The following is a 25,551-nucleotide window of genomic DNA, read 5'->3' as shown; positions in this document are numbered from 1 at the left end:
GAGAAGCCTCAGGGCGAGAGCACGACGACGGCGGCGCCGCAGCGTGGACCCGGCGGCCCCGGGCGCGGCCCCGGACCGATGGGTATGGGCATGGGTATGCCCGTGCAGAAGCCGATGGACTTCAAGGGCTCGCTGCGCCGGTTCGCCGGCATGCTGCGTCCCGAGCGTCTGAACGTCGTGGTCCTGATGGTGCTGGGCATCGCCTCGGTGGCGCTGACCGTGCTCGGGCCCAAGCTGCTGGGCAACGCGACGAACGTGATCTTCGCGGGCGTCGTGGGCGCGCAGCTGCCCTCGGGCGTGACCACGGAGGAGGCGGAGGCCGGGCTGCGCGCGGCGGGCCAGGACCAGATGGCGGACCTGCTGTCCGGCGTCGTGGGCGTCGTGCCTGGTCAGGGCATCGACTTCACGATGCTCATGCAGACCCTCGGCTGGGTGGTCGCGGCGTACGTCGGGGCGTTCCTGTTCGGGTGGCTCCAGTCGCGCATCACCGCCGGCGTCGTGCAGCGCACCATGCGTGACCTGCGCGACCAGGTCGAGGCCAAGCTGCACCGCATCCCGCTGTCGTACGTGGACGCCCGCCAGCGCGGCGAGATCCTCTCGCGCGTCACCAACGACATCGACAACGTGGCCCAGACCACCACGCAGACCCTCGCGCAGCTCGTGACCGCCGTCCTGACGGTGATCGGCGTGCTCGGCATGATGTTCTGGATCTCGCCGGTCCTCGCCCTGGTCGCGCTGGTGACCGTGCCGCTGTCGGTGATCCTGACGGCGCAGATCGCCAAGCGCAGCCAGCCGCAGTTCGTGGAGCAGTGGGCGGCCACCGGGCGCCTGAACGCGCACATCGAGGAGTCGTTCACGGGCCACGCGCTCGTGAAGGTCTACGGGCACCAGGAGTCCACGGCCAAGGCGTTCGCCGAGGAGAACGGCGCGCTGTACGACTCCAGCTTCAAGGCGCAGTTCATCTCGGGCACCATCCAGCCCGCCATGGGCTTCCTCGCGAACCTGAACTACGTGGTCGTGGCCGTCGTCGGCGGCCTGCGCGTGGCCTCGGGCACGCTGTCGCTGGGTGACGTGCAGGCGTTCATCCAGTACTCGCGCCAGTTCACGCAGCCGCTGACGCAGGTGGCCTCGATGATGAACCTGCTGCAGTCCGGCGTCGCCTCCGCGGAGCGCGTGTTCGAGCTGCTGGACGCTCCGGAGCAGTCGCCCGACCCGGCCGAGTCGCAGAAGGTGGTCCCGGTGCGCGGCCGGGTCGCGTTCGAGGACGTCACGTTCTCCTACACGCCCGAGCGCCCGCTGATCACCGGGCTCAACCTGGTCGCGGAGCCCGGGCAGACGATCGCCATCGTGGGCCCCACGGGCGCCGGCAAGACGACGCTGGTCAACCTCCTCATGCGGTTCTACGAGGTGGACGGCGGCCGCATCACCCTGGACGGCGTGGACACGCGGGACATGTCGCGCGACGACCTGCGCTCGTCGGTCGGGATGGTGCTCCAGGACACCTGGCTGTTCAAGGGCACCATCGAGGAGAACCTCCGGTACGGCGTGCCGGATGGCGCCACCGTCGACGAGGAAGAGTTCCTCGCCGCCACGCGGGCCACCCACGTGGACCCGTTCGTGCGGACCCTGCCCGACGGGTACGACACCGTCGTGGACGAGGAGGGCTCGTCGGTCTCGGCGGGGGAGAAGCAGCTCCTCACGCTCGCCCGGGCGTTCCTGGCCGACCCGGCGATCCTCGTGCTCGACGAGGCGACGTCGTCGGTGGACACCCGCACCGAGGTGCTGGTCCAGGAGGCCATGAACCGGCTGCGCAAGGACCGGACGTCGTTCGTCATCGCGCACCGGCTGTCCACGATCCGCGACGCCGACGTGATCCTCGTGATGGAGCACGGCGACATCGTGGAGCAGGGCTCGCACGAGGACCTGCTCGCCGCGGACGGCGCCTACGCCCGCCTCTACGCGAGCCAGTTCGCGGCCCCGGTGGTGGAGGAGCCGGCGGCGACGTGACGTCGCGCCCGCCGCGCGCGGGCAACGAGACGACCATGCGGTTGCTGCCAGGGCGAACCCCGCCCTGGCAGCAACCGCATGGTCGTCTCCGTCGACGGCGGTCCGTCGGCGGACGGGTCAGCTCACGGCAGCCGCGTGCGGGTCGGTGGCGTTGAGCGTGGCCACGACCTGGTCGTAGTCGCCGCGGACCTCCGCGTAGCGGAGGAACTTGACCCGCTCCACCTGGATCTCGTGCGCGTCCGGCCGGCTCTGCAGGAGCGAGACCGCCTCGTCGATGAACTCGGCCAGCGGCATCGCGTGCGGGTTGTCCGCCTGCCCCGGCATCAGGTCGGTCTGCACCGACGGCGGCTCGAGCTCGACCACCGACACGCTGGTGCCGGCGAGCTGCAGGCGGACGCTCTCCGACAGCATGTGGATCGCGGCCTTGGTCGCGTTGTACGTCGGCGTCACACGCAGCGGCGAGAACGCCAGGCCCGACGACACGGTGAGGATCGTCGCGGCCGGCCGGCTCTGCAGGTGCTCGGTGAACGCCGCGACCAGGCGGATCGGGCCCAGCACGTTGGTGACGACCGTGGCCTCGGCGTCCGGCAGGAAGCCGGGGGTACGCCAGTCCTCGGCGCGCATGATCCCGGCCATGGGCACCAGCACGTTGACCTCGGGGAACCGCTGGATGACGTCGGCCGACGCCGCGGCGATCGAGGCGGCGTCGCTGGTGTCGACGCGCACGGTACCGAACCCGTGCTCGGCGGCCAGGGCGTCCAGGACGGCGACGTCGCGACCGCCGACGACCACGGTGTTGCCCAGCTCCTGGAGGCGGACCGCGAGGGCGAGGCCGATGCCGCGCGTGCCGCCGGGGATGAAGACGGTGTTTCCGGATGTGTTCATGGCTCCACCGTGCGGCCCCGGCGCCGTCGGCGGGAGAGACTCGGTGAACCAGGGACCGGCGGTCCCTGGTTCACGTGCCGCGCGCGGCGCACGATGGGGGCATGAACCGCGCAGCCCTCGCCGACTTCCTCCGCCGACGCCGGGAGGCGCTGCGCCCGTCCGACGTCGGCCTGGTGCCCGGGCCCCGTCGCCGCGCGCCGGGGCTGCGCCGGGAGGAGGTCGCCGCCCTGACCGGGATGTCCGTGGACTACTACGCGCGCCTGGAGCAGCAGCGCGGGCCGCAGCCCTCGGAGCAGATGCTCGCCGCCCTGGCGCGGGCGCTGCGCCTGACCGTCGAGGAGCGCGACTACCTGTTCCGCCTCGCCGGGCACGGCGCGCCCCGGCGCGCGCCCGCCGACTCCCACGTGGCACCCGCCCTGCTGCGCGTGCTGGACCGGCTCGAGGACACCCCGGCGCTCATTCTCTCGAGCCTGGGCGAGACGCTCGTGCAGAACCGCCTGGCGGAGGCGATCTTCGGCCCGGCGCCCACCACGGGCCTGGCCCGCAGCTCCGCCTACCGGTGGTTCACCGACCCGGCCTCCCGGGAGGTGTACCCGCCCGAGGACCACGAGCGGCAGGCCCGCAGCCAGGTCGCGTCCCTGCGCGCGGCCCACGCGGCGGCCTGCCCGGGCTCGCCCGCCGACGACGTGCTGCGCGCCCTGCTGCGGCAGAGTCCCGAGTTCGTGCGGCTCTGGGAGCTGCACGAGGTGTCCCGCCGGTTCGAGGACCACAAGACGCTGGTGCACCCCGAGGTCGGCCGCATCGACGTCGACTGCCAGGCGCTGTTCACCGAGGACCAGTCCCAGGCCCTCCTCGTGCTGACCCCCGCCCCGAACAGCGAGGCCGAGGAGAAGATCCGCCTGCTCGCCGTGCTGGGTCACGAGACGTTCGCGTAGGTGCGAAGATCGCCTGGTGCACGACGACGACCGCTGCCCCTGCCTCTCCGGCGACACCTACGGCGCCTGCTGCGGGCGCTACCACTCCGGCGCCGCGACCGCCCCGACGGCCGAGGCGCTGATGCGCTCGCGCTACTCGGCCTTCGCCGTCGGCGACGACGCCTACCTGCTCGCGACCTGGGCGCCGCAGACCCGCCCGGACAGCGCCGGCGTCGGCGACGAGCAGTGGCGCCGCCTCGACATCCACCGCACCGAGCGCGGCGGCCCGTTCGACACCAGCGGCGTCGTGGAGTTCACCGCCTTCTACCGGTACCCGGACACGGGCGTGCGGGGCAGCCTGCACGAGACCAGCCGGTTCGTCCGCACGGACGGACGCTGGTTCTACGTCGACGGCGACCGCGAGGCGAGCGACAGCTAGGCCCACTCCGGCCCGCGCCGGTCAGATCCAGCCTTCCTCCCACGCGCGGTGGGCGGCCGCGTGCCGGGTCGCGACGCCGAGCTTGGCCATCGCGGAGGACAGGTAGTTGCGCACCGTGCCGGGCGCGAGGTGCACCGCGGCCGCGATGTCGGACACCTGCGCGCCGGCCCGGGCCGCCCGCAGCACCTCCAGCTCCCGGTCGGTGAGCGGGCACTCGTTCTCCGTGAGCGCGGACGCCGCGATCTCGGGGTCCACGTACCGGTGCCCGACGGCGACGTCGCGCACGATCTGCGCGAGCCGCGCCGCGGGCGTCGACTTGGGCACGAACCCGCTCACCCCGGCGGCCAGCGCCCGGCGCAGGACGGCGGGGCGCGCGTGCCGCGTGACGATGATGACGCGCGGCGGTGTGCCGTCGGCGGCGGCCAGGATCTGCCCGGCCGCGTGCAGCCCGTCGGTGGGCGGCATCTCCAGGTCGAGCACGGCGACGTCGGGCCGGTGCTGCCCGGCGAGCCGCACGGCGTCGGTGGTGGTGGCGGCCTGCGCCACGACGCTCAGGTCGTCCTCGAGGTCGAGCAGGGCGGACAGCGCCCCGCGCAGCAGCTCCTCGTCGTCGGCCAGCAGCAGGCGGATCATCCGGTCACCGTAGCGGTCACGACGAACCGGTCGTCGTCGCTCGCCCAGGACAGGCGCCCGCCGACGGCGTCGAGGCGCTCCGCGAGCGACACCAGGCCCGTGCCGTCCGACGACGTCCCGGTCCCGTTCGTGAACCCCGGCCCCTTCGCTGACCCGGCCGGGCGCGCGCCGTCGTTGTCGATCACGAGGCGCGCCCCGGCGTCGTCGGGCAGCAGGACGATCGCCGCCCGCGTGGCGTGGCTGTGCCGCAGCACGTTCGTCGTGGCCTCGCGCACCACGAGGCCCAGGAGGCTACGCGGCGCCTGCGGCAGGGACGCCGCGAGGTCGGCGTCGACGTCGGCCCGGACCGCCACGCCCGCCGCGGCCAGGACCCGGGACGCGTTGGCGATCTCCGCGTCGAGCGTGGTGCGCCGGTAGCCCTGCACGAGCGCCCGGGTCTCGCGCAGCGCGTCCCCGGCGAGCTGCTGCACCTCGCGCATCTGCTCGGCGGCCCGGGCCGGGTCGGCCTCCGCGAGCCGCGCGGCGAGCTCGCTCTTCAGGGCGATCACCTGGAGGTGGTGGCCCTGGATGTCGTGCAGGTCGGCGGCGAACCGCAGGCGCTCGTCCGCGACGGCGAGCTGCCCGGCCAGCCGCCGCGCGTCGTCGAGACGGGCCGTCACCTGCCAGGCGCGGACCATGCCCAGCATGGCCGGGCCGAACGCGACGACCATCAGCGCCGGCATCCACACCGCGTGCGCCACGTTGGGCTCGCCCGTGGCCAGGGCCGTCACGAGGCCGACCAGGGGCAGCGCGACCAGGGCGGCGCCGAGGGACTGCCACGCCCGGCGGGTGGGCAGGAACATGACCAGCACCGACACGGTGGCGGCGGGCGCGATCGACCAGATACCGAAGTTGCCGGCCGCCAGCGGCACCGCGCCCGCGAGCACGGCCGCGCCGCCCGCGGTCACGAGCCAGCCCACGGACGGCGCCTGGTCCCGCATGCGCCGCCCGAGCAGCGCGCCGCAGGCCACGATCGTGGTGGCGGTGGCCAGGCCGGTCAGGGCGCGCAGCCCGGCGGGCACGTCGGGGTCGAGCACCCAGTCGCCGACGGCGAAACCGAGCACGCACGCCACCGTGCCCGCCAGTCCCCACCAGACGTTGCGGCGGAAGCTCGCGAGTCCGCTGCCGCCGTCGTCCGCGACGGCCGGGCCGGTGCTCATGACGCCATCCTGCCAGCGTCGCCGCCGGTCCGGGGCGTACCGCGGGCCCCGATGACATCTGTCATACGACCTTGTGACAGGTGCCCGAGCAGGGGTGCGGTCTCGCACTACAGGCCGTTGTCGCCGTCGGACAGCGTGGAGAACAGCGTGGCGAGGAGCGCCGCGAGGAACAGGGAGACGGAGCGATGACGCAGACGACGGCGCACACGGGCACGACGACGGCGGGGCCCGGCGGCGGCCACCGGCACGGGGACGGCACGGGGGACACGGCGGGGCGGACGGCGAGCCGCCACGAGGCGCACGACCACGCCGCCCCCGTCACGAGGGCGCGGACGGTCGGCAGATTCCTGGCGCACCTGGCCGAGATGGTCGTGGTGATGGTGCTCGGGATGCTGCTGCTGGGCCCCGCGTGGGACTGGGCGGGCGCCGCGCTCGGCGTCGAGGCGGCGTTGGCCCGTCCCGACGTCGGCGCCGTGGTGATGCTCCTGGACATGGTCGCCGCGATGACGGTGTGGATGCGCCTGCGGCGGCACTCGTGGCGCGCGATCCGGGAGATGAACGCCGCGATGGCCGTGCCGTTCGCGGTGCTGCTGGCCCTGTTCTGGGCCGGCGCGGCCACCGCGGGCGACGTGATGCTCTGGGGCCACGTGCTGATGGTCCCGGCCATGGCGGCGGCGATGCTGCTGCGGCCGGCCGAGTACACGCAGCACGTCCACGGGTTCGACCTGGCGTGGCTGCGCCGCCGCTGGCCCGTGCTGCTCGGGCTTGCGCTGCTGGCGGGCACGATCGCGGGCGGCGTGGGCGCCCTACCGCCGTGGCTGATCCTGGCGGTCGCGCTCGTCTACCCGGTGGTGGGGCTCGTGCGCCGCAGCATCCGGGGCCGCCAGATGGTGCTGCTGCAGGCCGCCGGGCTCGCGGTCTTCGCGGGGGTCGCCGTGCTGGCCACGGTGCTGGCGGGGCAGGACACCGGGGCGTACGTGGTCGCGGCGGGCCTGGTGGGCCACGCGGTCTGGGACGCGTTCCACCACCGCGCCGGCGCCGTGGTGTGGCGCTGGTACGCCGAGACCTGCGTGGTCTTCGACCTGCTGCTGGCCGCCGCCGTGGTGGCGGTGGCGCTCGCCGCCTGAGGCCCGGCGCCGCCGTGACCGGCCGGGTCCCGCGTGAATTCCACGGGATCCGGCCGGTCTCGCGCGTGGCAACATGCACGCCGCCGCAGGTCCGCCCTAGTTTTAGCGGTATGGACAGCGAGCCCGCAAGCCCGCCCCGTACGCCGCCGCCCGCAGCGGAGCAGGAGCCGGCGCCCAGCGTCCTCGAGCTCCGGATCCACGGCATCGCGAACACGCCCCCGCACGGCACGCTCGGCCTGCGCCGCGAGGAGGTGACCCAGACGGGCGGTGACGGCCTGGGCAGCTTCTGGGTGCCGACGCCGGCCGCCGAGGAGCGCGGCCGGTCGCTCCCGCCGGGCGACGTGCACGCGATCCGTGCCGGCGTGCGCCGCGAGGCCTACTCCTGGGGCGCGATGGCGCGGCTCGGTGGCCTCCCGTTCGGCGGCGTCCTGGGCTTCGTGGGCACCGTCGCGGTGCGCCTGCTGTGGGCTGCGATGGTCCCGTTCGGCCTGGTGAACGCCGCGTACTGGGCGCGCCGCATCCCCGACCCCGACCCCGCCGCGCACCGCCGGACGCCGCCCGCCGGCCGGCCCGGTCCCGGCCCCAGCCTGCGCCCCGAGGCGACCGCCGCCCTGACCCGGGTGTTCTCCCTGGGCCTGACGCTGCTGTTCGTCTCGGCCGTGGCGACGGTCGCGCTGTCGGTGATCGGCACGCGCTGCATCGGGCTGGCTACCCCGGGGCCTGACTCGGTGGTCCCGGTCTGCGCCCGCATCCCGAGCGCGCTGTACGGCCTGGCGCGGCTCGACGTCGGCGACCGCCTGGCGCTGCTGTCCCTGGCGCCGGTGCTCCTGGTCGCGATCCTCGTGGCGGTGGCGCACAGCGGCCAGGTGCGGTTCGAGTCCAAGTTCTCGGTGATGCGGGCCGGGCGCACCGTGGCGCCGTCCGGCCCGGCGCTGCACCGCGCGGGCTTCTGGTCGCAGCGCTCCGGCTCGGGCCTGCTGTGGGCGCACCTCGGCGCGGCGCTCGCCCTGACGGGCCAGTACCTCACCTGGACCCGCTACGCCGACGCCGGCCTGCCGGCCCCCTGGCTCCCGGTCGCCGCCCTGGTCGTCCTGCTGGGCGCGGGCCTGTTCGTCGCCCTGCGCACCGACGACGACGGCGTCCAGGCCGTCACCCCGCGCTGGAAGGCCCGGGCGGGCCTGGCCGTGTTCGCCGCCGGGTTGCTGGTCTGGCTGCTGGCGTGCGCCGCCTGCCTCGCGGGGCCGCAGCCGGAGACGATGCCGGCCCTGATCGGCCTCGACCTGGTGCCCGCGCTGCTCGGCGTCGGGCTGGGCGGCATCGCCGCGACGGGGCTCGCCTGGCGCACCGCGCGCGGTACCCGGGGCGTGGCCGCGTGGTCGGCCGTGCCGGTGGTCGCCACGGCGTGCGTGGGCGTGGTGCTGGTCACCGAGCCGGGCCTCGGCCTGCGCTACCTGCTCGTCGCGGTCGCGCTGCTCGCCGTGCTGAGCCCGGTCGTGGTGGTGCTGGCGGCGGTGGTGCTGCGCCGTCGGGCCACCGAGGGCTGGAACGGGGCCGGACCGGGCGTGTTCCTGCTGGTCTCCGTCGCGGCGGCGACCGTCTACTCCAGCCTGCTCGTGCTGGGCGTGCAGTGGGTGCTGCGCTACGGCGAGCGCGCCACGACGCCGCAGCCGCTCGGGGACGGCCTGGTCGGCATCGACCGCACCGTGCCCGACCCCGACCTGGTGCGGGTGCCGCCGGTCTACACCGAGTTCGGCACCACCTCGGTGGTCATCGCGCTGGTGTTCCTGGTGCTCCTGGTCGTGGCTGCCGCCGGGCCGTACGTCATCGACACCCTCCGGTCCCGCACGCTGTGGATCCCCGGCGCGCCCCGCACGCTGGGACCGCCGTACGGCCCGGCGGCGCCGGCCTGGCGCGCCGTCGCCGAGGCCCCGGACCCCGACGGCGGCGCCAACCCGGTGCTGGAGCGCGTGCTGCGCGGCCGCCAGGTCGCGGCCATGTCGCACCGGGTCGAGCTCGCCGCCGGTGCCCTGGCCGCCGCCTGCTACGTCGCCGCCCTGTTCGCCCACATCCCGCTCCTCGCCCAGCACGACGGCACCGGCATCGTCCGGGTGCCGTCCTGGCTGTCGTCGCTCGCGGTGCCGGCCCTCGGCGTGCTCGCGGCCACGCTGGTGCTCAGCGCCCTGGCGGGCGCCTCGGGCGGCGTGCCCGGACGCCCGTGGGGCCTGCTGTGGGACCTGATGTGCTTCCTGCCGCGCAGCGCCCACCCGTTCGGCCCGCCGAGCTACGCCGAGCGCGTGGTGCCCGAGGTCCGCTCCCGGGTCGACGCCTGGCTGACCGGAGCCGACATCGCCGACGACGCCGAGCGCGCCCGCGTGGCGCCCACGCGCCGGGTGGTGCTGTCCGCGCACTCGATGGGCGGCGTGCTGGCCGCCGCGGTGATCCTGATCCGGGCGGGCAACCCGGTGACCGACACCGCGCCGGACGCCGCGGACGGCCGCCTCGGCCTGCTGACCTACGGCGTGCAGCTGCGCCCGTTCTTCGGCCGGTTCTTCCCGGACCTCCTGGGCCCGACGGCGACGGGCGAGCCGCCCTGCACCGGACCGGCCTGGTCGGCCGACCCGTGGGGCGGACAGGTCCGGGCTGCCGCGGCTGCTGCTGCGGCAGCGGCGGAGGGTTCCGGACCCGGGGCGGCTCCGGCGGCGCCGTTGACGCCGGAGGGCCCCGAGCCCGGTTCGGGGGAACAGGTCACGCTGATGTCACTGCTGACCTGCGGTGCGAAGCCCGCGTGGGTGAACCTGTGGCGGCGCACCGACTTCCTGGGCTTCCCGGTACTTGGCTACGGGGTGAACGAGGTCGATCGCGGGGCGGAGGAGATGGACCGGTCGGCCTACCTCTTCGCCGTGGCGACGCACTCGGGCTATCCGGCCTCCTGGGCGTACCACGAGGCGCTGGACGAAGTGCTCGCGCGGCTGACGCCGGCCGGGCAGTCGGGTGCCCAGCCGGCGGTCACGCAGCGAGGGGAGCCGGGCTGACGACGTCGCGCAGGCGGGCCAGCGCCGACTCGAGGATCTGCGCCACGCGCTCCTTGGTCACACCGAGGCGGCGGCTGATCTCGTCGATGGTGCGCGTGGTGCCGTCCACGAGGCCGAAGTGCATCTCCAGGACGCGCGCCTCGACGGCGTCCAGGCGGGCCACGGCCTGCCGGACCCGGCGGCGCAGCATGCTCTGCTCGGGGGTGGGGCGGCTCGTGCTCGGGCTCTCGGCCTGCTCCGCCGCGGCTACCGCGCGGACGATCGAGCGGCGGACCCAGCGGTGCGCGTACGCGGCGAAGGTGCCGTGCGCGGGGTCGTACGAGTCGGCGGCGCGGACCAGGCCGACGTTCCCCTCCTGCACGAGGTCCATGAACGGCAGGCGGCCCGCGTAGGAGCCGGCGATGGCCGGGACAAGACGGAGGTGGGCGAGGACGAGACGCTCCTTCGCGTATTGCCCGTCCTTGACCCTGGTCTCGAGCTGTGCGCGCAGGCTGGGGGAGACCGCGGTGGCGTCGAGGGTGCGCGCGGCGTCCGCTCCGGCGATGGCTCGCTCGAGGAGGGACTCCAGCTGCGCATCGTCCAGCGACGGCGTGCGCTCGATCATTGCCGCGTAGGACTGCGGCAACGCCGGGTGCGGGGCCGGTTCCTTGCCGCGGCGCGAGCGGGGGGACCGGGAGTTCCTGGTAGTTCTCATCGCAGCTCTCCTCTTGAGTGAGACGAACTTTCCTTGCCCCGGAGCATATGGAGTCTTGGGGCTCTGAGGGAAGCGGGGAGAGTTTCGCTGTGAGAGATAACGGGACGATAACGGTGTGCCAGCCGGGCGGCGCGCGGCAACGAGCGTTCCAAGCGCAGGACATCCCGGGCACCCTCCGGGACACTCGTGCCATGGGCCCGCGCGCCTTCCGCTGGGTGTTGCACGTCGACCTCGACCAGTTCCTGGTCGCGGTCGAGGTCCTGCGGCGCCCCGAGCTCGCCGGGCGGCAGGTCGTCGTGGGCGGGCGCGGCGACCCCACGGAACGGGCGGTGGTCTCGACCGCGTCGTACGAGGCGCGGGAGCTCGGCGTCTCCTCCGGCATGCCGCTGCGCGTCGCCGCCCGCAAGGCGCCCGACGCGATCATCCTGCCCGTCGACCACGAGACCTACCTCGAGGCATCCGAGCGCGTGATGGACACCCTGCGCGGGCTCGGGACGGTGGTCGAGGTGCTCGGCTGGGACGAGGCGTTCCTCGGCTGCGACGCGGACGACCCGGAGGCGCTCGCCCGCCGGGCGCAGGAGGCGGTCCTCGACGCCACCGGCCTGCACTGCTCGGTCGGCATCGGCGACAACAAGATCCGCGCGAAGATCGCCACCGGCTTCGGCAAGCCCGCGGGCGTCTTCCGCCTCACCGCGCAGACCTGGTCCGAGGTGATGGGCTGGTGCCCCACCATCGACCTGTGGGGCGTCGGCCCCAAGGTCTCCAGGCGTCTCGCGGCCCACGGCATCCGGACGGTCGCGGACCTGGCCGCGGCCGACGCCGACCTGCTGGCCGCCGAGTTCGGCCCGCGCATGGGCGCCTGGTACGGCGACCTGGGCCGGGGGCACGGCTCCGCCGTCGTCGACGACACGCCCTGGGTGGCCCGCGGGCACAGCCGCGAGACCACCTACCAGCGCAACCTCACCACGCCCGAGCAGGTGGAGGCGGCGCTGCGGGAACTGGTCGCCCAGGTGCACGCCGACACCGAGGCGGAGGGCCGGCCGGTGTTCCGGGTCGGCCTCAAGGTGCGCTACGCGCCCTTCTTCACCCGGGACCGGTCGAAGAAGCTCCCGGCCCCGACGCGGTCGCTGGGGGAGCTGACCGCCGCCGTCCTCGCCCTCGCGGAGGGCATGGAGCCGGGCCGCGAGGTGCGCCTGCTCGGCGTCCGCGCCGAGATGGTGATGCCCGACGGCGGCGACGGGGTCGAGCGCACCCCCGTCCGGGGGCGGATCTGACCGGACCGTCGGCGACAATGGTCCGGTGACCACCCTCGACGTCGTCCGCATCGACGATCCCGCGGACGAGCGCCTCGCCGACTACAACAGCCTCACGGATGTCGTCCTGCGCTCCAAGCACGAACCCGCCAAGGGGCTCTACATCGCCGAGAGCTCGACGGTGATCCGGCGGGCGCTCGCGGCGGGGCACCGGCCGCGCTCGTTCCTCATGGCGCCCAAGTGGCTCGACTCGATGAGCGACCTGGTGGCGGCCAGCGGCGCGCCCGTCTACGTCGCCGAGGAGCCGCTGCTCAAGGAGATCACCGGCTTCCACCTGCACCGGGGTGCCCTGGCCGCGATGCACCGGCCGCCGCTGCCGAGCGTGCACGAGCTGCTCGCGAACGCCCGCGGCGGGGCGGGGGCGCGCCGCGTGGCGGTGCTGGAGGACGTCGTGGACCACACGAACGTCGGTGCCGCGTTCCGCAGCGCGGCGGCGCTCGGGGTGGACGCCGTGCTCGTCTCGCCGCGCTGCTCCGACCCGCTCTACCGGCGCTCGGTGCGTGTGTCGATGGGCACCGTGTTCCAGGTGCCGTGGACCCGGGTCGAGGAGTGGCCCGCGGGCCTGCACGGGCTGCGCGAGGACGGGTTCACGGTCGCGGCGCTCGCGCTGACCGACGACTCGATCACGCTCGACGAGCTCGTGGCGAACCCGCCGGAGAAGCTCGCGCTGGTGCTCGGCACCGAGGGTGACGGCCTGACCCAGGGTGCGGTCGAGGCCGCCGACCTGGTGGTGCGCATCCCGATGGCGGGCGACGTCGACTCGCTCAACGTCGCCGCGGCGTCGGCCGTGGCGTTCTGGGCCACGCGGGTCTGACGCCGGCGGGGCGCGCTCCGGACGAACGGGGCCGCGCCGGCGTCCGGCGCCGCGTCAGAGCAGCTGGGACCGCCGGGCCGTCGCGTTCTCGCGCTGGAGCTCGTCCTGCCGCCCCTGCCAGCCCTTGAACTTCTCCTGGGCCTCCATCTCCTGGGGGCTGGGCGCCAGCCCGACCACGAGGAGCATCATGATCGTGCTGATCGTGACGCCGATGATGAGCGGGCCGAGCAGCGCGCCCACGCCGATGCCCGAGGTGACCTGGACGATCGCGTCGGTCTCCTCGGCGCGCATGGCCGCCATGCCCGTGTAGTGCATGCCGGAGACGGCGATGCCCATGACGACCGTCGCGACGGCGCCCGCGGCGACGGTCTGCACCTTGGCGGACAGCCAGAGGGCCGCGGTCGAGGCGACGACCGCGATGATCACGGAGAGCACGACGGTGAGCGTGTCGTAGGTGATCTCGACGCCCACGTGCAGGGCGCGCATGCCGAGGTAGTGCATGGCGGCGACGCCCAGCCCGGTGACCAGGCCGCCCGCCAGCAGCGCGACCGGCCCGACGCCGGCGGTGCGCACGATGAACAGGCCGAGGCCCACGACGACGACGGCGAGCAGGCCGCTGGCGAACGTCAGGGGCACGTCGAACCGGGTCTCGGTGCCGCGCACGTAGAACCCGAGCATGGCCACGAAGTGCATGGTCCAGATGCCGGTGCCGCCGATGGAGATCGCGCCGAGCCCGAGCCACGTGGTGCTGGCGAAGCCGTGGGACACGCGCGCACGGGCGGTGCAGGTCAGGCCGACGGCGCAGCCGGCGCACGAGAGCAGGAACGAGAGGACAGGTGTGACCCAGCCGAGCGCGAAATGGTCGATCATGATGTCGTTCTCCAGCTGATGAAGGGGTGTCTGGGGTAGTGATCCATTCGCTGACCGGGGGGACGTCGAAGCGGTTCGGATCGTCGCCAAGTTAGCCCCTCTATGCGATGACATGCACCGTTTGTGCTGGGCTAATTTTCTCGGCGAGGGGGTGATCTTTTCGTGTCAGGGACAGCGGCTTTCCCTGCGCGTTTCCTCGCTGCCGGGGCCGGCGCCGACCGTGTGACGCACGCCCCGTCCCAGGCTCCGGAGGAGGTGGCCCAGGCCCGGCAAAGTTAGGTTAGGCTCACCGTCGTGACCACCAAGACCGAGGGGCTCGACGTCAAGCCCTCGCGAATGTTCGATGTCCAGGTCGCGCGCGTGACGCGTCTGTGCCCGTCCTTCGTTCGCTTCACCTTCACGGGACCGGACCTGGACAAGTTCGCGGACAACGGCCGCGACCAGCGCATCAAGCTGCTGCTCCCGTCGCCCCAGGGCGGCTGGGACGCGCTGCGCCGCGACGACCCCGACTGGTACGCCGCCTGGCGCATGCTCCCCGACGAGCACCGCAACCCGATGCGCACCTACACGGTCCGCACGGTGCGCCAGGACCTGCGCGAGGTCGACGTCGACGTCGTGATGCACGGTGACACCGGCCCGGCCTCGCGCTGGGCGCTGACCGCGGCCGCCGGCGACCCGCTGGTCATCATGGGCCCCAACGCCGAGTACGACGGCATCCACGGGGGCGTCGAGTTCGCGCCGCCGACGTCCAGCCACGCGCTGCTGCTGGCCGGCGACGAGACCGCGGTGCCCGCCATCGCCGCCATCTGCGAGTCCCTGCCCGCCGACGCCGTGGGCGAGGTCTTCCTGGAGGTGCCGCACCCCGAGGACGGCTGGCAGCTCGGCGCGCCCGAGGGCGTGCGCGTGCACTGGCTGGCCCGCGACGGCCGCGAGCACGGCGACGTGCTGGTCCCGGCCGTCCAGGCCGCCGCCGACCGGCTGCTCGCGATGGGTGTGCGCCCGTCGTCGGACACCGCACCGGCGCTGACCGCCGCCGGGGTGGACCTGTCGGGCGAGATGGACGACGTCGACATCGACACCGGCATCCTGTGGGAGGTTCCGGTCGACGAGGCGGGCCGCCCCCTGGCGCAGGACACCGTGCTGTACGCGTGGCTCGCGGGCGAGGCCGGCGTCATCAAGACGCTGCGCCGCTATCTGGTGAACGAGTGCCAGGTGGACCGCAAGTCCGTCGCGTTCATGGGTTACTGGCGCAAGGGCCGCGCGGAGAACTGATTTCCCCGAATACCACGTCGACCCGGGAAATCACCTGGTCAAATGTGGTAAATATCGGACCCTGACGTCTGGGAGGGCGGATGGGTGCGACGGGGCAGCCAGGTAGTTCCGAACGCCAGGGTGGTGGTCCCCGGCCGTGGTGGGGGGACCACCGCACCACGGTGTTCGCGGTGTTCGGCACGGTGGCGGGCATCTGCACCGCCGCGATGGGCGTCGTCGACCGTGGCACGCAGATCGTCCTGCTGGTCGTCTCGGTGGTCCTGTTCCTGTCGGGCCTGGCCGCGCTCGTCCGCGTGCGGACGTACGCGAGCTGGTTCACCGCCGCGTGGGACTGGTCCGGGCAGCACCGGGTCCTCGTCGCCACGGCGCTGGTCCTGGTGCTGGCCGGCACGACGGCCACGGTGATCGGCCTGCAGCGCGCGCGGTCGTGCGAGGACCCCACCGAGCTCGCAGTGATGGTGCCGGAGGACGGCGCCACGGGTCTCGCGGCCGCGGCCGACGCCTTCGAGCGCGACTCGGTCACCGCGTTCTCCTGCCCGCGGTACCACGTGACGACCTTCGGAGTGGGCTGGCCCGCGCTGCGCGCGGCGTTCGCCTCCGGCTGGACCGGCGACCCGGACCAGGACACGCCGGACCTGGGTCCGCGGCCGGACGTGTGGATCGCGGAGTCCCGGTCCCAGGCCGACATCGTCGAGGCGTCCGCGGGCCCGGCCTTCACGGTCGCCGACCGGCAGGTCGTGGCTGGGTCGCCGCTGGTCCTGGCGGTCCCCGAGCCGCACGCGGAGGCGCTGCGCGCGACGACGGACGGGGGCGACTCGGCCCGCGAGCTGATCGACGCCGCGGGGGCGGCGGACCTCGACGTCGTGCGGGCGGGCCCTGACACCTCCTTCGCCGCGGCGCTGCACACCGTCGCGCTGTACGACGGCACGGCGGCGGACGACGCGACGCTCGAGCTCGACCTCGGGCACGCGCTCGAACGGGCCGGCCTGCCGATCGGCACGGACGGCGCCCTCCTGTGCCGCCTCGACGAGCTGTCGGGCGAGCGGCCGCCCCGCGTGGCGGTGCTGACCACCGAGCGCGCCATGCTCGACGGCGCCGTGGGATGCCCCGCCTCGGGCGGCACCGGCGGCGCTCCTCTGGTGCCGTTCTACCCGGGCTCGTCCGTCGGCCTGGACTGCACGGCGGTGCGGCTGGACTGGGCTCCGCCCGGCGCCACCGCCGCACGACCGGCCGAGCGCCGGTCGCGCGGGGCGCAGGCCCTGGTGGAGTGGCTCGGGACGGCCGAGGGGCAGGCCGCGCTGGAGCGTGGCGCGCACGTGCGCGGCCTGAACGGGCAGCCGCCGTCGGGCGAGGACGGGCCGCTGCCCGGCCTGCGGGGCGCGCCCGTGATCGAGCCGGGCGCGAGCCGGGTCGCGTACACGCGCGTGCTGTCCACCGAGGACCGGTACCGCGCGGCCCGGCGGCCGGCGCGGGTCCTGGTGCTGCTGGACGCGTCGGCCTCCATGGACCGGCCGGCGGACGGCACCCGGGAGCGCTCGGAGGTCGCCGAGCGCGGCGTGCTGGACGCGCTCGGCCACCTGAGCGGCTCCGACGAGGCGGGCATCTGGGTCTTCTCCGGGGCGGCCGCGTCCAGCCCGCGGCCGGTCCTGGACCTGACCCGGAGCACCGAGGCACGCAGCGCCGCGCCCCGGAGCCTGGCCCGCGTGCAGCCCGACGGCGCCACGCCGCTGTACGACGCCGTCGACGCGGGGACGTCCTACCTGGCCGGCCTCGACCCCGACGGCGCCACCCGCAGGCACCTGACCGCGCTGGTGGTGCTGACCGACGGGGAGAACCACCCCGGGCCGGGGCCGGGCGCCGAGCTGACGGCGGCCGACCTGGTGCGCTCCGCCCGGGCCGAGTCGGCCGCCGGGGTGCGGGTCTACGCGGTGGCGGTGGGTGAGGCGTCGTGCCAGGCGAGCGACCTGCGGCGGATCACCGCCGAGTGGGACGGCGAGTGCTGGGACAGCTCCTTCGGCGAGCTGGAGGGCACCCTGGACGGCCTGTTCGGGCAGCTGGGAGGACGGTGACGTGACCGGTGGCGCGGCGGGCGGCGGCTCGCACGGGATCACCCGCAGGGGCTTCTTCGTGGGCGGCGCGGCAGGGCTGGTCGTGGGCGCGGGGCTCCCGCTCGGTCTGGAGCGCCTGTTCGGCGGCCCGGCCGACCTCGAGACGTTCCGGGCGGGCGACCAGCTCACGATCCTCAGCGGCCGCGACGAGACCGACGGCGGCCAGCGCCGGGCGCTCGTGGACCTCTGGAACCGCGCGCACGAGGCGCACCCGGTGCGGATCGTCGAGGTGTCGAGCAACGCCGACCTCGCGTACAGCACCATGCTCTCGGCCGCGCAGGCCGGCGCGCCCGGCCCCGACGTCTACAACCTGGACATCCCGTGGGTGCCGCAGTTCGCGCAGAGCGGGTACCTCCGGGTGCTCGACGGCGCCTCGGCCGCCGGGTTCCTGCGCGCGCCCTGGGCGGCGGGCACCTGGGACGGCGCGACGTACGCGCTGCCGTTCAACTCCGACGTCGGGCTCGTCTACTGCAACCTGGACCTGATCAGCGAGTTCTACGCGGGCTCCGTCCCCGCCACCGACCCGGTCCCGGTGGCCGACGGCTGGGCCGGGCTGGACCGGTTCGCGCACGAGGTGGTCGCCGCGCTGGGCGGCGACCGCCCCGGCCTGGACCGGCCGCCCGTGGACATCGCGATCGCCCAGCAGCTCGCCGGCTACGAGGGGTTCACGGTCAACCTCTGGGAGGTCCTGACCGGCGCCGGCGCGGTGTCGGTCGACGCCGCCGGCCGCCCCGTCTTCGACGACGTCGAGCGGATCGGGGCGACCGTCGAGGCCCTGGCGGAGCGGCAGCGCGCGACGGCGTCGCTCGCTTACGACGAGCAGGGCTCGCTCGCCGCGTTCGCGGCCGGCCACGCCGTGTTCCTGCGGCACTGGCCGCGGGCGCTGCGCGTGCTGCGGGGCGAGGACGCCGTGCCGTTCCGCGTCGGGTTCATGCCCGTGCCCGGCGGCGGCGTGCTGGGCGGGCAGAGCCTCGCCGTGGCGGCGGCGACGCGCTACCCGGTGGCCGCCCGGCGGCTCGTGGAGTTCCTGACCGACGAGCGCAGCCACCAGATGATCTTCGAGCGCGGCGGCTTCGCCGCGAGCCGCGAGGCGCCGTACCTGGACCCGGCGGCGCCCTGGGCCCGCCCGGCGGAGACCGACGGGCTGGCGGCCTCGCTCGCCGACCTCGCGACGGGCAGGGGCGCCGGGGGCGCGACGGGTGCCGACGACCCGGAGCGCACGGCCGGCGACGCCCTGCGCCAGGCGCTCGACGACGCCACGCCGCGCCCCCGCCTGCAGCACTACGTGGAGCTCAGCGAGGAGTTCCGCCGCTACGTGCGCCCCGCGCTGTCCGCCCGGGAGGGTGCCCGGTTCGACGCCGCCGAGTTCGCCGAGCGCATGGCTGCCGCGATGGACGGCCGCGTCACGCGCGGCTGACGCCCAGCTCCTCGATCACCTCGACGCCCGGCATGGCGCAGAGCAGCGGGCCCGGCATGAGGAGCTTGGAGCGCCGCACGCCCGACCCCATCAGCGCCATGGTGCCGTCCTGCGTGAACCGGGAGTCCACCAGCACGCGGTAGTCCTCGGGCAGGCCGACCGGCGTGATGCCGCCGTACTCCATGCCGGAGTCGGCCACCGCGCGCTCGGTCGGCAGGAACGACGCCTTGCGCACGTCGAGCAGCTTGCGCACGCGCTTGTTGACGTCGGCGAACGTGCTGGCGGGCACCACGCACGCCGCGATGCGCTCCTCCTCGGCCCGCTTGCCGGCCACCAGCACACAGTTGGCCGAGGCCTCGGGCGGCAGGTCGTGCAGCTCGTTGAGCGTGGCGGTGTCGGCGTGGTCGGGGTCGATCTCGGTGACGGCGACCTGCCCGGCGACCCGCGGGTCCGACTCCGCCCAGGCCGTCAGCGCCGCGAGCACGGGCTCGGCGAGCAGCTCCGGGTGCTCGAGCGCCGGGACCCAGGCCAGGTCGCCCAGGGTCGGCAGGGTGGCGTTGCCGCTCATCGGCTGTACGTCGCCGTCAGCGTGGCGCGGCCGAGCAGGTGGAAGTAGACGTTGAACGCCACCTGCGCGTTGGTGTTGTCCGGGCCCAGGCCGAGCTCGCCCGGGGCCACGTCGAGCGCGTGCACGGCGAAGATGTAGCGGTGCGGGTGGTCGCCGGGTGGCGGGCCGGCGCCCTCGAACCCCGGGGTGTGGCCGTCGCTGCGGGTCTGGAACGCCCCGGCGGGCAGGCCCGAGCCGTCGGGGGCGCCCGCGCCGGTCTCCAGCGACGTGACGTCGGCCGGCAGGTCGGCGACGGTCCAGTGGTGGTAGCCCATCGGCGTCGGCGCGTCGGGGTCGTAGCAGGTCACCACGAACGACCGGGTGTCCGCGGGAAAACCGCTCCACTCCAGCGCGGGCGAGATGTTCCGGTCGTGCGCGGCGTGGGCGTCCGGCATGCGCTCGCCGTCGGTCAGGTCGGTGCTCTTGACCGAGAAGACCGCGGGCGCGGGCAGCAGCGAGTAGGGGTCCGGCGGGTAGGGACGTGTGAAATCCATGGGGCTCACTCTGTCAGGTCACCCTGAGCAGGTGGCGGAACGCCGTGCGGGCGCGCGCCGGGCTGGGCTCGTCGCCGGTGATGAGGTCGGCGTAGGTGAGCGACTCGGAGACCCGGACCAGCAGGTACGCGAGCTCCTCGGGGGTGATGGTGCCGTCGAACGGCTCGGGGCCCAGGTCACGGACCACCAGCCACTCGACGGTGGCGACGAACCGGCGCTGGATCGGGCTGTCCGCCGTGGTCAGCAGGCGCAGGGAGCGCGCCGGCTCGCGGCGCAGGAACGCGCGGAAGTAGTCGGCGACGATCAGGTCGCGCGCGAACGTCGTCAGCAGGCCGGCCAGCCGCTCGGCGCCGGTCAGGTGCTCGTTGGCGTGCTCGGCCTGCACCAGCGTGGGCACGGCCAGCGACCACAGCACCTCGGACAGCAGGGCGTCGCGGTTGCCGACCCAGCGGAACACCGACGTCCGGTCGACGCCGAGCTGCGTGGCCAGGGGACCCATGTCGATGCGGTAGCCCTCGATGAAGGTGTCCCGCGCCAGGTCGAGCACGCGCTGGGCCTCGGGGTGCGTGGCCAGCCGCGCGGACAGGCGGCTCGGCGCAGCGTCGAGCCCCACCGTCGCGATGCTCGACGTCGTGGTCGTCATCAGGTCATCCAACCGTCACTCGGGTCCGCCGTGCAACACAATGCAGAATGATGCAAACGGGACATCTGTTTCCGCTCAGCACTCTATCTCCGGGCCGTGGGGGCGTGCTACGGTCCTCGTGCAAACCGACCAGACGGTATGTCGATGGTGTGGAGGTACGCGTGGCGGACGACGACGTCGCCGAGGGCAACCAGGACGGGCGGGAGCCCGGGCGCAGGTTCGAGGGCAGGGTCGCGCTCGTGACGGGCGCGAGCCGGGGGATCGGCCTCGCGATCGCCCGCCGCGTCGTGGCCGAGGGCGGCCGGGTGGTCATCACCGGCCGCGACGCCGGGACCCTGGACGAGGCCGTGGCCGGGCTCGGCCCGGACCGCGCGCTGGGCGTCGCGGGCAAGGCGGACGACGCCGCGCACCGCGCCGCGGCGATCGCCCGCACCGTGGAGCGGTTCGGGCGGCTGGACCACCTGGTTAACAACGCCGGGATCAACCCCGCCTACGGGCCGCTCGCGCAGGTCGAGACGGGCGTGGCCCGCAAGATCCTCGAGGTGAACGTGATCGCCGCGCTGGAGTGGACCCGCGAGGCGGTCGCGGCCGGCGGGCTGCGCTCGGTCGTGAACATGGCGTCGCTGGCGGGCACGACGTCGGCGACGAACATCGGGTTCTACGGCGTCTCCAAGGCCGCCCTGATCAACCTGACCGTCCAGCTCGCCGACGAGCTCGCCCCGGCCACGCGCGTCAACGCGCTCGCGCCCGCCGTCGTGCGGACGAAGCTGGCGCGCGCCCTGTACGAGGGCCGCGAGGAGGAGGCCGCGCGCGCCTACCCGCTGCGGCGCCTCGGGGAGCCGGACGACGTGGCCGGGCCCGCCGCCTTCCTCCTGTCCGACGACGCCGCCTGGGTCACCGGGCAGACCCTCCTGGTCGACGGCGGGGCCAGCGTGCGGGCCGCCTGGTGAGCCGCGCGGCCCTGGCGGCGCTCGCGGTGAAGGATGTGCCCATGCGCACCACGAACGTCCACGACCAGGTCCTGCGGGCCGCCCTCGACCTGTTCGCCACCCAGGGCTACGCCACCACGAGCGTCCAGGAGATCGTCGCGGCGGCGGGCGTCACCAAGGGGGCGATGTACCACTACTTCGCGTCCAAGGACGACCTGCTGTTCGCCATCTACGAGCGCATGCTGTCGCTCCAGAAGGCCCGCCTCGACCAGCTCGTGGCGGCGGGCGCCGAACGGGGCGACGCCGTCGAGGACGTGCTGCGTGCCGTCTGCGAGGACGTGGTGACCACCTCCATCGAGCTGCTGGCCGAGGGCACCGTGTACACGCGCAGCCAGCACATGCTCGCGCCGGAGCGGCAGGCGGAGGTCAAGCGGCGCCGCCGGGCCTACCACGACGACTTCCAGGCGCTGCTGGAGCGCGGCATCGAGGAGGGCGTGTTCCGCGACGACGTCCCCCCGGCGGTGCTCATCGCGCACTTCTTCTCGGACGTGCACTACCTGCCCCAGTGGTACTCGCCCGCCGGGCCCGAGACCACCGCCGAGCTGGCCGAGCAGCTCACCGAGCTGTTCCTGCGCGGCATCCGCGCCGAGCCGTCGGCGACGAAACCATCAGGAGGGAAAGCGAAGTGAACCTACCCACGGCGACGAAGGCGTGGCGCGTGGTCTCCCACGGGGAGCCCGAGCAGGTGCTGGAGCTGCACGACGTCCCGGTGCCGGAGCCCGGGCCGGGCGAGGTGCTCGTGCGGGTCCGGGCGGTCGCGGTGAACTTTCCCGACGTGCTGCTGGCCCGCGGTGAGTACCAGGAGCGGCCCGAGCTGCCGTTCGTCCCCGGCATCGAGCTGTGCGGCGACGTCGTCGCGCTCGGCCCCGGCGTGACGGAGGGGGAGCGCGTGCGGGTGGGCGACCGAGTCGTCGGCTCGAAGATCGGCGTGCTGGCGCAGTACGCGACGGTGCCCGTGCAGGCGGTGCACCCGGCGCCGTCGGCCCTGGACGACGCACAGGCCGCCGCGCTGACGATCGCGTACCAGACGGCGTGGTTCGGGCTGCACCGGCGCGCCGGGCTGCGCGCGGGCGAGACGCTGCTGGTGCACGCCGCCGCGGGCGGCGTCGGCACGGCCGCGTGCCAGCTCGGCAAGGCTGCCGGAGCCCGCGTGGTCGGGGTGGTGGGCAGCGCCGCGAAGGTGGCGGCGGCCCGCGCCGCGGGCGCGGACGAGGTGTTCCTGCGTGACGACGACTGGGTGGGCGCCCTGCGCCGGCCGGGTGTGGACGTGGTGTTCGACCCGGTGGGCGGCGACTCGTTCGAGCGCTCCACGCGCTGCCTGGCGTTCGAGGGCCGGATCGTGGTGGTCGGGTTCGCCAGCGGGCGGACGCCGACGGTCCGGCCCGACCTCGCGCTGGTGAAGAACTACGCGGTGCTCGGCCTGCACTGGGCCCTCTACCAGCAGCGCCGTCCCGACCTCGTGGACGCCGCGCACGCCGAGCTGACCCGGCTCGCCGCCGACGGCGTGCTGCGGCCGGTGCTGGGCGACGTGGTCGGGTTCGACCAGGCGCCCGCGGCGGTGGCCCGGCTGGCGGCCGGCACGACGACGGGCCGGCTCGTGGTCCGGGTGGCCGACGACGCGGTGGTCGGCACCGGTGCCGGCGGGCGCACGGGCACCGGCGCGGACGAGGGGGCGGGCGCATGACCGGCGAGGAGGCGGCCCGCCTGCACGACCTGACCGGCCGCGTGGCCGTGGTGACCGGCGCGGCCCGCGGCATCGGCGCGGCGTACGTGCGGATCCTGCACGACGCCGGGGCGCACGTGGTGGTCACCGACGTGCTGGAGGCCGAGGGCCGGGCGCTGGCCGACGAGCTGGGGGAGCGGGCCCGGTTCGTGCACCTGGACGTCACCGACGAGGACGCCTGGGAGCGCGTCGTGGGTGGGGTGACGGACGAGCTCGGCGGCGTGGACGTGCTGGTCAACAACGCGGGCATCGCGAACGCCGCCCCGATCGAGCACTTCACGCTCGCCAAGTGGAACGCCGTCATGGCCGTCAACGCCACGGGCGTGTTCCTGGGCTGCCGGGCCGTGGTGCCCACGATGAAGGCCGCCGGGCGCGGCTCGATCATCAACGTCTCCTCGGTCGAGGGCCTGCGCGGCAGCCGCAGCCTGCACGGCTACACCGCCTCCAAGTTCGCGGTGCGGGGCCTGACCAAGTCGCTCGCCGTCGAGCTCGGCTCCGCGGGGATCCGGGTCAACTCCGTGCACCCCGGCCTGGTGCTGACCGAGATGAGCACGCGCATCGACCCCGAGGCGCTGATCATCCCGCTCGGCCGCCCGGGCGTGCCCGCCGACCTGGCCGGGACGGTCCTCTTCCTCGCGAGCGAGGCGTCGGCCTGGATCACCGGCCAGGAGATCGTCGTCGACGGCGGCATGACCAGCGGGATCCCGCACCGGTAGACCCGCGGCCGGCCGGTCGCGGGCGTGGTCCGCCCCCAACAAACCGGCCGGTCGGTTTCTTCTTCACCCACCCACCATCCGACACGACGAGGTGCCGATGACGACGACGAGCAGCACAGCAGACCCGCCCCGCCTGGAGGTGTCGGGGCTCACCGTGACCTTCGGGGGCCTGACCGCCCTCACCGACGTGTCCTTCTCCGTGGCCGACGGCGAGACCGTCGCGCTGATCGGCCCCAACGGCGCCGGCAAGACCACGGTCTTCAACGCCGTGTGCGGCCTCGTGCGCGCCCGGCACGGCCGGGTCCGGGTGGACGGGCGGCCCGCGCCGTCGTCGGCCACCGGGCTGGTGGGGGCCGGGATCTCCCGGACCCTGCAGGGGCTGGGGCTGTTCGACCGCCTCACGGTGCTGGAGAACGTGCTGGTGCCGCTGACGGGTGTGTGCCCGTCTCCCGGGCCCGACGTCGCCCGCGAGACGCTCGACGCGCTCGGGCTCGACGCCGTGGCGGGCGTCCCCGCCGGGACCCTGCCCTACCCCGAGCGCAAGCGCGTGGCGCTCGCCCGGGCGCTGGTCACCCGGCCCCGGCTGCTGCTCCTGGACGAGCCCGCCGGCGGGCTCGGGCCCGCCGACATCGACCGTCTCGCGGGGACGGTGCGCGACGTCGCCGGTGCCGGGTGCTCCGTGCTGCTCGTCGAGCACCACGTCGACTTCGTGGCGGAGGTCGCCGACCGCGTGGTGGTGCTCGACTTCGGGCACGTCATCGCGTGCGGCACCCCGGAGGAGGTGCGCCGGGACCCGGCCGTCGAGGAGGCGTACCTGGGCGTCCCGGCGGGGGTCTCGACAAGCTCGACCAGCGGGGGTGCGCTGGTCGAGCCTGTCGAGACCTCTGATGCGGGGGAGTCCGCATGAGCGCCCTGACCGTCGAGGGGCTCACCGTCGGCTACGGCGACGGCGCCCCCGTGCTCGACGGCCTCGACCTGACCGTGCCCGACGGCGGCGTCGTCGCGCTGCTCGGCGCCAACGGCGCCGGGAAGACCACCCTGCTGCGCGCCCTGCTGGGCCTGACCCCCGCCCGCCGCGGGCGGGTGCTGCTCGACGGCGCCGACCTGACCGGCCTGCCCACCGAGGACCGCGTGCGCCGCGGGCTCGCGCTCGTGCCCGAGGGGCGCGGCGTCGTGGCAGAGCTGACCGTCGCCGAGAACCTGCGCCTCGGGGCGCTGTGGAGGTACGCGGGACGGAAGCACGCCCGCCCCGAGCGCGACGCCGCCGTCGGGCAGATGTACGAGCTGTTCGAGCCCCTGGCGCGCCGCCGCGCCGCCCCCGGCCACACCCTGTCCGGCGGCGAGCGGCAGATGCTCGCGCTCGCCCGGGCCCTGGTGGCCCGGCCCGGCGTCCTGCTGCTCGACGAGCCCTCCCTCGGCCTCGCGCCGCTCGTGGTCGCCCAGCTGCTCGGCGTGCTCCGTGACCAGGCCCGCGCCACCGGGCTCACCGTGCTCCTGGCCGAGCAGAACGTCACCGGCGCGCTGTCGGTGGCCGACCGCGGCGTCGTCCTGTCCCTCGGGGAGGTCGTCGCCGACCGCCCGGCCGCCGACCTGGCCGCCGACCCCGCCCTCCGCCACGCCTACCTGGGCTTCTGAGACCCGGGAGAGGAGACCCG

24 protein-coding genes are annotated in these 25,551 nt (G+C 74.7%); 16 read left to right on the top strand and 8 right to left on the bottom strand.

Annotation, left to right across the window (positions count from 1 at the left end; genetic code table 11):
* The first annotated feature begins 78 nt into the window (after positions 1 to 78).
* Positions 79 to 2,007, top strand: coding sequence for an ABC transporter ATP-binding protein (locus H291_RS0100935; protein ID WP_157236649.1), 1,929 nt, complete (start codon positions 79 to 81; stop codon positions 2,005 to 2,007).
* Between the two features lie 117 nt (positions 2,008 to 2,124).
* Here the strand turns inward: H291_RS0100935 and H291_RS0100930 are convergent, their stop codons facing one another.
* On the bottom strand, positions 2,125 to 2,892 hold the full coding sequence (locus tag H291_RS0100930) for an SDR family oxidoreductase (RefSeq protein WP_020013096.1): 768 nt from the start codon (positions 2,890 to 2,892) through the stop codon (positions 2,125 to 2,127).
* Between the two features lie 101 nt (positions 2,893 to 2,993).
* Here H291_RS0100930 and H291_RS0100925 point away from each other — a divergent pair, with 101 nt between their 5' ends.
* Positions 2,994 to 3,827 carry a helix-turn-helix transcriptional regulator gene (locus tag H291_RS0100925; protein WP_020013095.1) on the top strand — a complete coding sequence of 278 codons (834 nt, stop codon included), beginning with the start codon at positions 2,994 to 2,996 and terminating at the stop codon, positions 3,825 to 3,827.
* 16 nt (positions 3,828 to 3,843) lie between these two features.
* Complete coding sequence (locus H291_RS0100920) at positions 3,844 to 4,245, top strand: YchJ family protein (RefSeq protein WP_020013094.1); 402 nt, start codon at positions 3,844 to 3,846, stop codon at positions 4,243 to 4,245.
* A 21-nt stretch (positions 4,246 to 4,266) separates the two neighbouring features.
* Here H291_RS0100920 and H291_RS0100915 read toward each other — a convergent pair whose 3' ends face one another.
* Positions 4,267 to 4,878, bottom strand: coding sequence for a response regulator transcription factor (locus H291_RS0100915; protein WP_020013093.1), 612 nt, complete (start codon positions 4,876 to 4,878; stop codon positions 4,267 to 4,269).
* Positions 4,875 to 6,077 (bottom strand): sensor histidine kinase, encoded by a 1,203-nt coding sequence (locus H291_RS0100910; protein ID WP_020013092.1) that lies wholly within the window; start codon positions 6,075 to 6,077, stop codon positions 4,875 to 4,877. Before H291_RS0100910 ends, H291_RS0100915 begins: the two co-directional genes overlap by 4 nt.
* 185 nt (positions 6,078 to 6,262) lie before the next feature.
* On the opposite strand from H291_RS0100910, the gene H291_RS34025 reads away from it, so the two are divergent.
* Both H291_RS34025 and H291_RS0100895 read left to right on the top strand, forming a co-directional pair.
* Positions 6,263 to 7,204, top strand: a complete 942-nt coding sequence (locus tag H291_RS34025) for a hypothetical protein (RefSeq protein WP_020013090.1) — start codon at positions 6,263 to 6,265, stop codon at positions 7,202 to 7,204.
* Positions 7,205 to 7,314: 110 nt separating this feature from the next.
* The gene (locus tag H291_RS0100895; protein ID WP_026365253.1) at positions 7,315 to 10,236 is read left to right on the top strand and encodes a hypothetical protein; all 2,922 of its coding nucleotides are present in this window, start codon (positions 7,315 to 7,317) and stop codon (positions 10,234 to 10,236) included.
* Here the strand turns inward: H291_RS0100895 and H291_RS0100890 are convergent.
* Positions 10,211 to 10,930 carry a sigma-70 family RNA polymerase sigma factor gene (locus tag H291_RS0100890; protein ID WP_084467570.1) on the bottom strand — a complete coding sequence of 240 codons (720 nt, stop codon included), beginning with the start codon at positions 10,928 to 10,930 and terminating at the stop codon, positions 10,211 to 10,213. The two genes, H291_RS0100895 and H291_RS0100890, sit on opposite strands and share 26 nt — an antisense overlap.
* 191 nt (positions 10,931 to 11,121) lie before the next feature.
* Here H291_RS0100890 and H291_RS0100885 point away from each other — a divergent pair, with 191 nt between their 5' ends.
* Both H291_RS0100885 and H291_RS0100880 read left to right on the top strand, forming a co-directional pair.
* Positions 11,122 to 12,204, top strand: coding sequence for a DNA polymerase IV (locus tag H291_RS0100885; protein ID WP_020013088.1), 1,083 nt, complete (start codon positions 11,122 to 11,124; stop codon positions 12,202 to 12,204).
* 25 nt (positions 12,205 to 12,229) lie between these two features.
* On the top strand, positions 12,230 to 13,057 hold the full coding sequence (locus H291_RS0100880) for a TrmH family RNA methyltransferase (RefSeq protein ID WP_020013087.1): 828 nt from the start codon (positions 12,230 to 12,232) through the stop codon (positions 13,055 to 13,057).
* A 54-nt stretch (positions 13,058 to 13,111) separates the two neighbouring features.
* On the opposite strand, the gene H291_RS0100875 is transcribed toward H291_RS0100880, so the two are convergent.
* Positions 13,112 to 13,927, bottom strand: coding sequence for an MHYT domain-containing protein (locus tag H291_RS0100875; protein ID WP_020013086.1), 816 nt, complete (start codon positions 13,925 to 13,927; stop codon positions 13,112 to 13,114).
* 294 nt (positions 13,928 to 14,221) lie between these two features.
* On the opposite strand from H291_RS0100875, the gene H291_RS0100870 reads away from it, so the two are divergent.
* The 3 genes from H291_RS0100870 to H291_RS0100860 all read left to right on the top strand — a co-directional run bounded on the left by H291_RS0100870 (position 14,222) and on the right by H291_RS0100860 (position 18,724).
* Positions 14,222 to 15,199, top strand: a complete 978-nt coding sequence (locus H291_RS0100870; protein WP_020013085.1) for a siderophore-interacting protein — start codon at positions 14,222 to 14,224, stop codon at positions 15,197 to 15,199.
* 170 nt (positions 15,200 to 15,369) lie between these two features.
* Positions 15,370 to 17,268 carry a vWA domain-containing protein gene (locus H291_RS0100865; RefSeq protein WP_198012375.1) on the top strand — a complete coding sequence of 633 codons (1,899 nt, stop codon included), beginning with the start codon at positions 15,370 to 15,372 and terminating at the stop codon, positions 17,266 to 17,268.
* Position 17,269: 1 nt separating this feature from the next.
* Positions 17,270 to 18,724 carry an extracellular solute-binding protein gene (locus tag H291_RS0100860; RefSeq protein WP_020013084.1) on the top strand — a complete coding sequence of 485 codons (1,455 nt, stop codon included), beginning with the start codon at positions 17,270 to 17,272 and terminating at the stop codon, positions 18,722 to 18,724.
* On the opposite strand, the gene H291_RS0100855 is transcribed toward H291_RS0100860, so the two are convergent.
* The 3 genes from H291_RS0100855 to H291_RS0100845 are packed head-to-tail and all read right to left on the bottom strand — an operon-like array spanning position 18,711 to position 20,468.
* On the bottom strand, positions 18,711 to 19,292 hold the full coding sequence (locus H291_RS0100855; RefSeq protein ID WP_020013083.1) for a YbaK/EbsC family protein: 582 nt from the start codon (positions 19,290 to 19,292) through the stop codon (positions 18,711 to 18,713). The two genes, H291_RS0100860 and H291_RS0100855, sit on opposite strands and share 14 nt — an antisense overlap.
* On the bottom strand, positions 19,289 to 19,825 hold the full coding sequence (locus tag H291_RS0100850) for a YbhB/YbcL family Raf kinase inhibitor-like protein (RefSeq protein ID WP_020013082.1): 537 nt from the start codon (positions 19,823 to 19,825) through the stop codon (positions 19,289 to 19,291). Before H291_RS0100850 ends, H291_RS0100855 begins: the two co-directional genes overlap by 4 nt.
* Positions 19,826 to 19,838: 13 nt before the next feature.
* Positions 19,839 to 20,468, bottom strand: a complete 630-nt coding sequence (locus tag H291_RS0100845) for a QsdR family transcriptional regulator (RefSeq protein WP_020013081.1) — start codon at positions 20,466 to 20,468, stop codon at positions 19,839 to 19,841.
* Positions 20,469 to 20,629: 161 nt separating this feature from the next.
* Here H291_RS0100845 and H291_RS0100840 point away from each other — a divergent pair, with 161 nt between their 5' ends.
* The 6 genes from H291_RS0100840 (at position 20,630) to H291_RS0100815 (ending at position 25,531) form a co-directional block, all read left to right on the top strand.
* Positions 20,630 to 21,418 carry an SDR family oxidoreductase gene (locus H291_RS0100840; RefSeq protein WP_020013080.1) on the top strand — a complete coding sequence of 263 codons (789 nt, stop codon included), beginning with the start codon at positions 20,630 to 20,632 and terminating at the stop codon, positions 21,416 to 21,418.
* 41 nt (positions 21,419 to 21,459) lie between these two features.
* The gene (locus H291_RS0100835; RefSeq protein WP_033325341.1) at positions 21,460 to 22,086 is read left to right on the top strand and encodes a TetR/AcrR family transcriptional regulator; all 627 of its coding nucleotides are present in this window, start codon (positions 21,460 to 21,462) and stop codon (positions 22,084 to 22,086) included.
* Entirely contained in the window at positions 22,083 to 23,141 is a 1,059-nt protein-coding gene (locus H291_RS0100830) for an NADPH:quinone oxidoreductase family protein (protein ID WP_020013078.1), read from the top strand. The genes H291_RS0100835 and H291_RS0100830 overlap by 4 nt, the downstream gene beginning before the upstream one ends.
* Complete coding sequence (locus H291_RS0100825) at positions 23,138 to 23,896, top strand: SDR family NAD(P)-dependent oxidoreductase (protein ID WP_020013077.1); 759 nt, start codon at positions 23,138 to 23,140, stop codon at positions 23,894 to 23,896. Before H291_RS0100830 ends, H291_RS0100825 begins: the two co-directional genes overlap by 4 nt.
* A 97-nt stretch (positions 23,897 to 23,993) precedes the next feature.
* Positions 23,994 to 24,803, top strand: coding sequence for an ABC transporter ATP-binding protein (locus H291_RS0100820; RefSeq protein ID WP_020013076.1), 810 nt, complete (start codon positions 23,994 to 23,996; stop codon positions 24,801 to 24,803).
* The gene (locus H291_RS0100815; RefSeq protein WP_020013075.1) at positions 24,800 to 25,531 is read left to right on the top strand and encodes an ABC transporter ATP-binding protein; all 732 of its coding nucleotides are present in this window, start codon (positions 24,800 to 24,802) and stop codon (positions 25,529 to 25,531) included. Before H291_RS0100820 ends, H291_RS0100815 begins: the two co-directional genes overlap by 4 nt.
* Positions 25,532 to 25,551: the final 20 nt, after the last annotated feature.

Origin of the sequence: Promicromonospora sukumoe 327MFSha3.1 (genome assembly GCF_000385135.1) — a bacterium.
In the GTDB taxonomy this organism is placed as follows: domain Bacteria; phylum Actinomycetota; class Actinomycetes; order Actinomycetales; family Cellulomonadaceae; genus Promicromonospora; species Promicromonospora sukumoe_B.
Note: the sequence above shows the minus strand (reverse complement) of the source record. Positions and strands in the feature narration are given on the sequence as shown.

What these genes read in the sequence shown, in the direction of transcription:
- H291_RS0100910 (WP_020013092.1), bottom strand. Translation starts at nt 6,077, where the DNA reads ATGAGCACCGGCCCGGCCGTCGCGGACGACGGCGGCAGCGGACTCGCG.
- H291_RS0100825 (WP_020013077.1), top strand. Translation starts at nt 23,138, where the DNA reads ATGACCGGCGAGGAGGCGGCCCGCCTGCACGACCTGACCGGCCGCGTG.
- H291_RS0100875 (WP_020013086.1), bottom strand. Translation starts at nt 13,927, where the DNA reads ATGATCGACCATTTCGCGCTCGGCTGGGTCACACCTGTCCTCTCGTTC.
- H291_RS0100895 (WP_026365253.1), top strand. Translation starts at nt 7,315, where the DNA reads ATGGACAGCGAGCCCGCAAGCCCGCCCCGTACGCCGCCGCCCGCAGCG.
- H291_RS0100855 (WP_020013083.1), bottom strand. Translation starts at nt 19,292, where the DNA reads ATGAGCGGCAACGCCACCCTGCCGACCCTGGGCGACCTGGCCTGGGTC.
- H291_RS0100915 (WP_020013093.1), bottom strand. Translation starts at nt 4,878, where the DNA reads ATGATCCGCCTGCTGCTGGCCGACGACGAGGAGCTGCTGCGCGGGGCG.
- H291_RS0100925 (WP_020013095.1), top strand. Translation starts at nt 2,994, where the DNA reads ATGAACCGCGCAGCCCTCGCCGACTTCCTCCGCCGACGCCGGGAGGCG.
- H291_RS0100820 (WP_020013076.1), top strand. Translation starts at nt 23,994, where the DNA reads ATGACGACGACGAGCAGCACAGCAGACCCGCCCCGCCTGGAGGTGTCG.
- H291_RS34025 (WP_020013090.1), top strand. Translation starts at nt 6,263, where the DNA reads ATGACGCAGACGACGGCGCACACGGGCACGACGACGGCGGGGCCCGGC.
- H291_RS0100935 (WP_157236649.1), top strand. Translation starts at nt 79, where the DNA reads ATGGGTATGGGCATGGGTATGCCCGTGCAGAAGCCGATGGACTTCAAG.
- H291_RS0100885 (WP_020013088.1), top strand. Translation starts at nt 11,122, where the DNA reads ATGGGCCCGCGCGCCTTCCGCTGGGTGTTGCACGTCGACCTCGACCAG.
- H291_RS0100850 (WP_020013082.1), bottom strand. Translation starts at nt 19,825, where the DNA reads ATGGATTTCACACGTCCCTACCCGCCGGACCCCTACTCGCTGCTGCCC.
- H291_RS0100845 (WP_020013081.1), bottom strand. Translation starts at nt 20,468, where the DNA reads ATGACGACCACGACGTCGAGCATCGCGACGGTGGGGCTCGACGCTGCG.
- H291_RS0100930 (WP_020013096.1), bottom strand. Translation starts at nt 2,892, where the DNA reads ATGAACACATCCGGAAACACCGTCTTCATCCCCGGCGGCACGCGCGGC.
- H291_RS0100815 (WP_020013075.1), top strand. Translation starts at nt 24,800, where the DNA reads ATGAGCGCCCTGACCGTCGAGGGGCTCACCGTCGGCTACGGCGACGGC.
- H291_RS0100835 (WP_033325341.1), top strand. Translation starts at nt 21,460, where the DNA reads ATGCGCACCACGAACGTCCACGACCAGGTCCTGCGGGCCGCCCTCGAC.
- H291_RS0100890 (WP_084467570.1), bottom strand. Translation starts at nt 10,930, where the DNA reads ATGAGAACTACCAGGAACTCCCGGTCCCCCCGCTCGCGCCGCGGCAAG.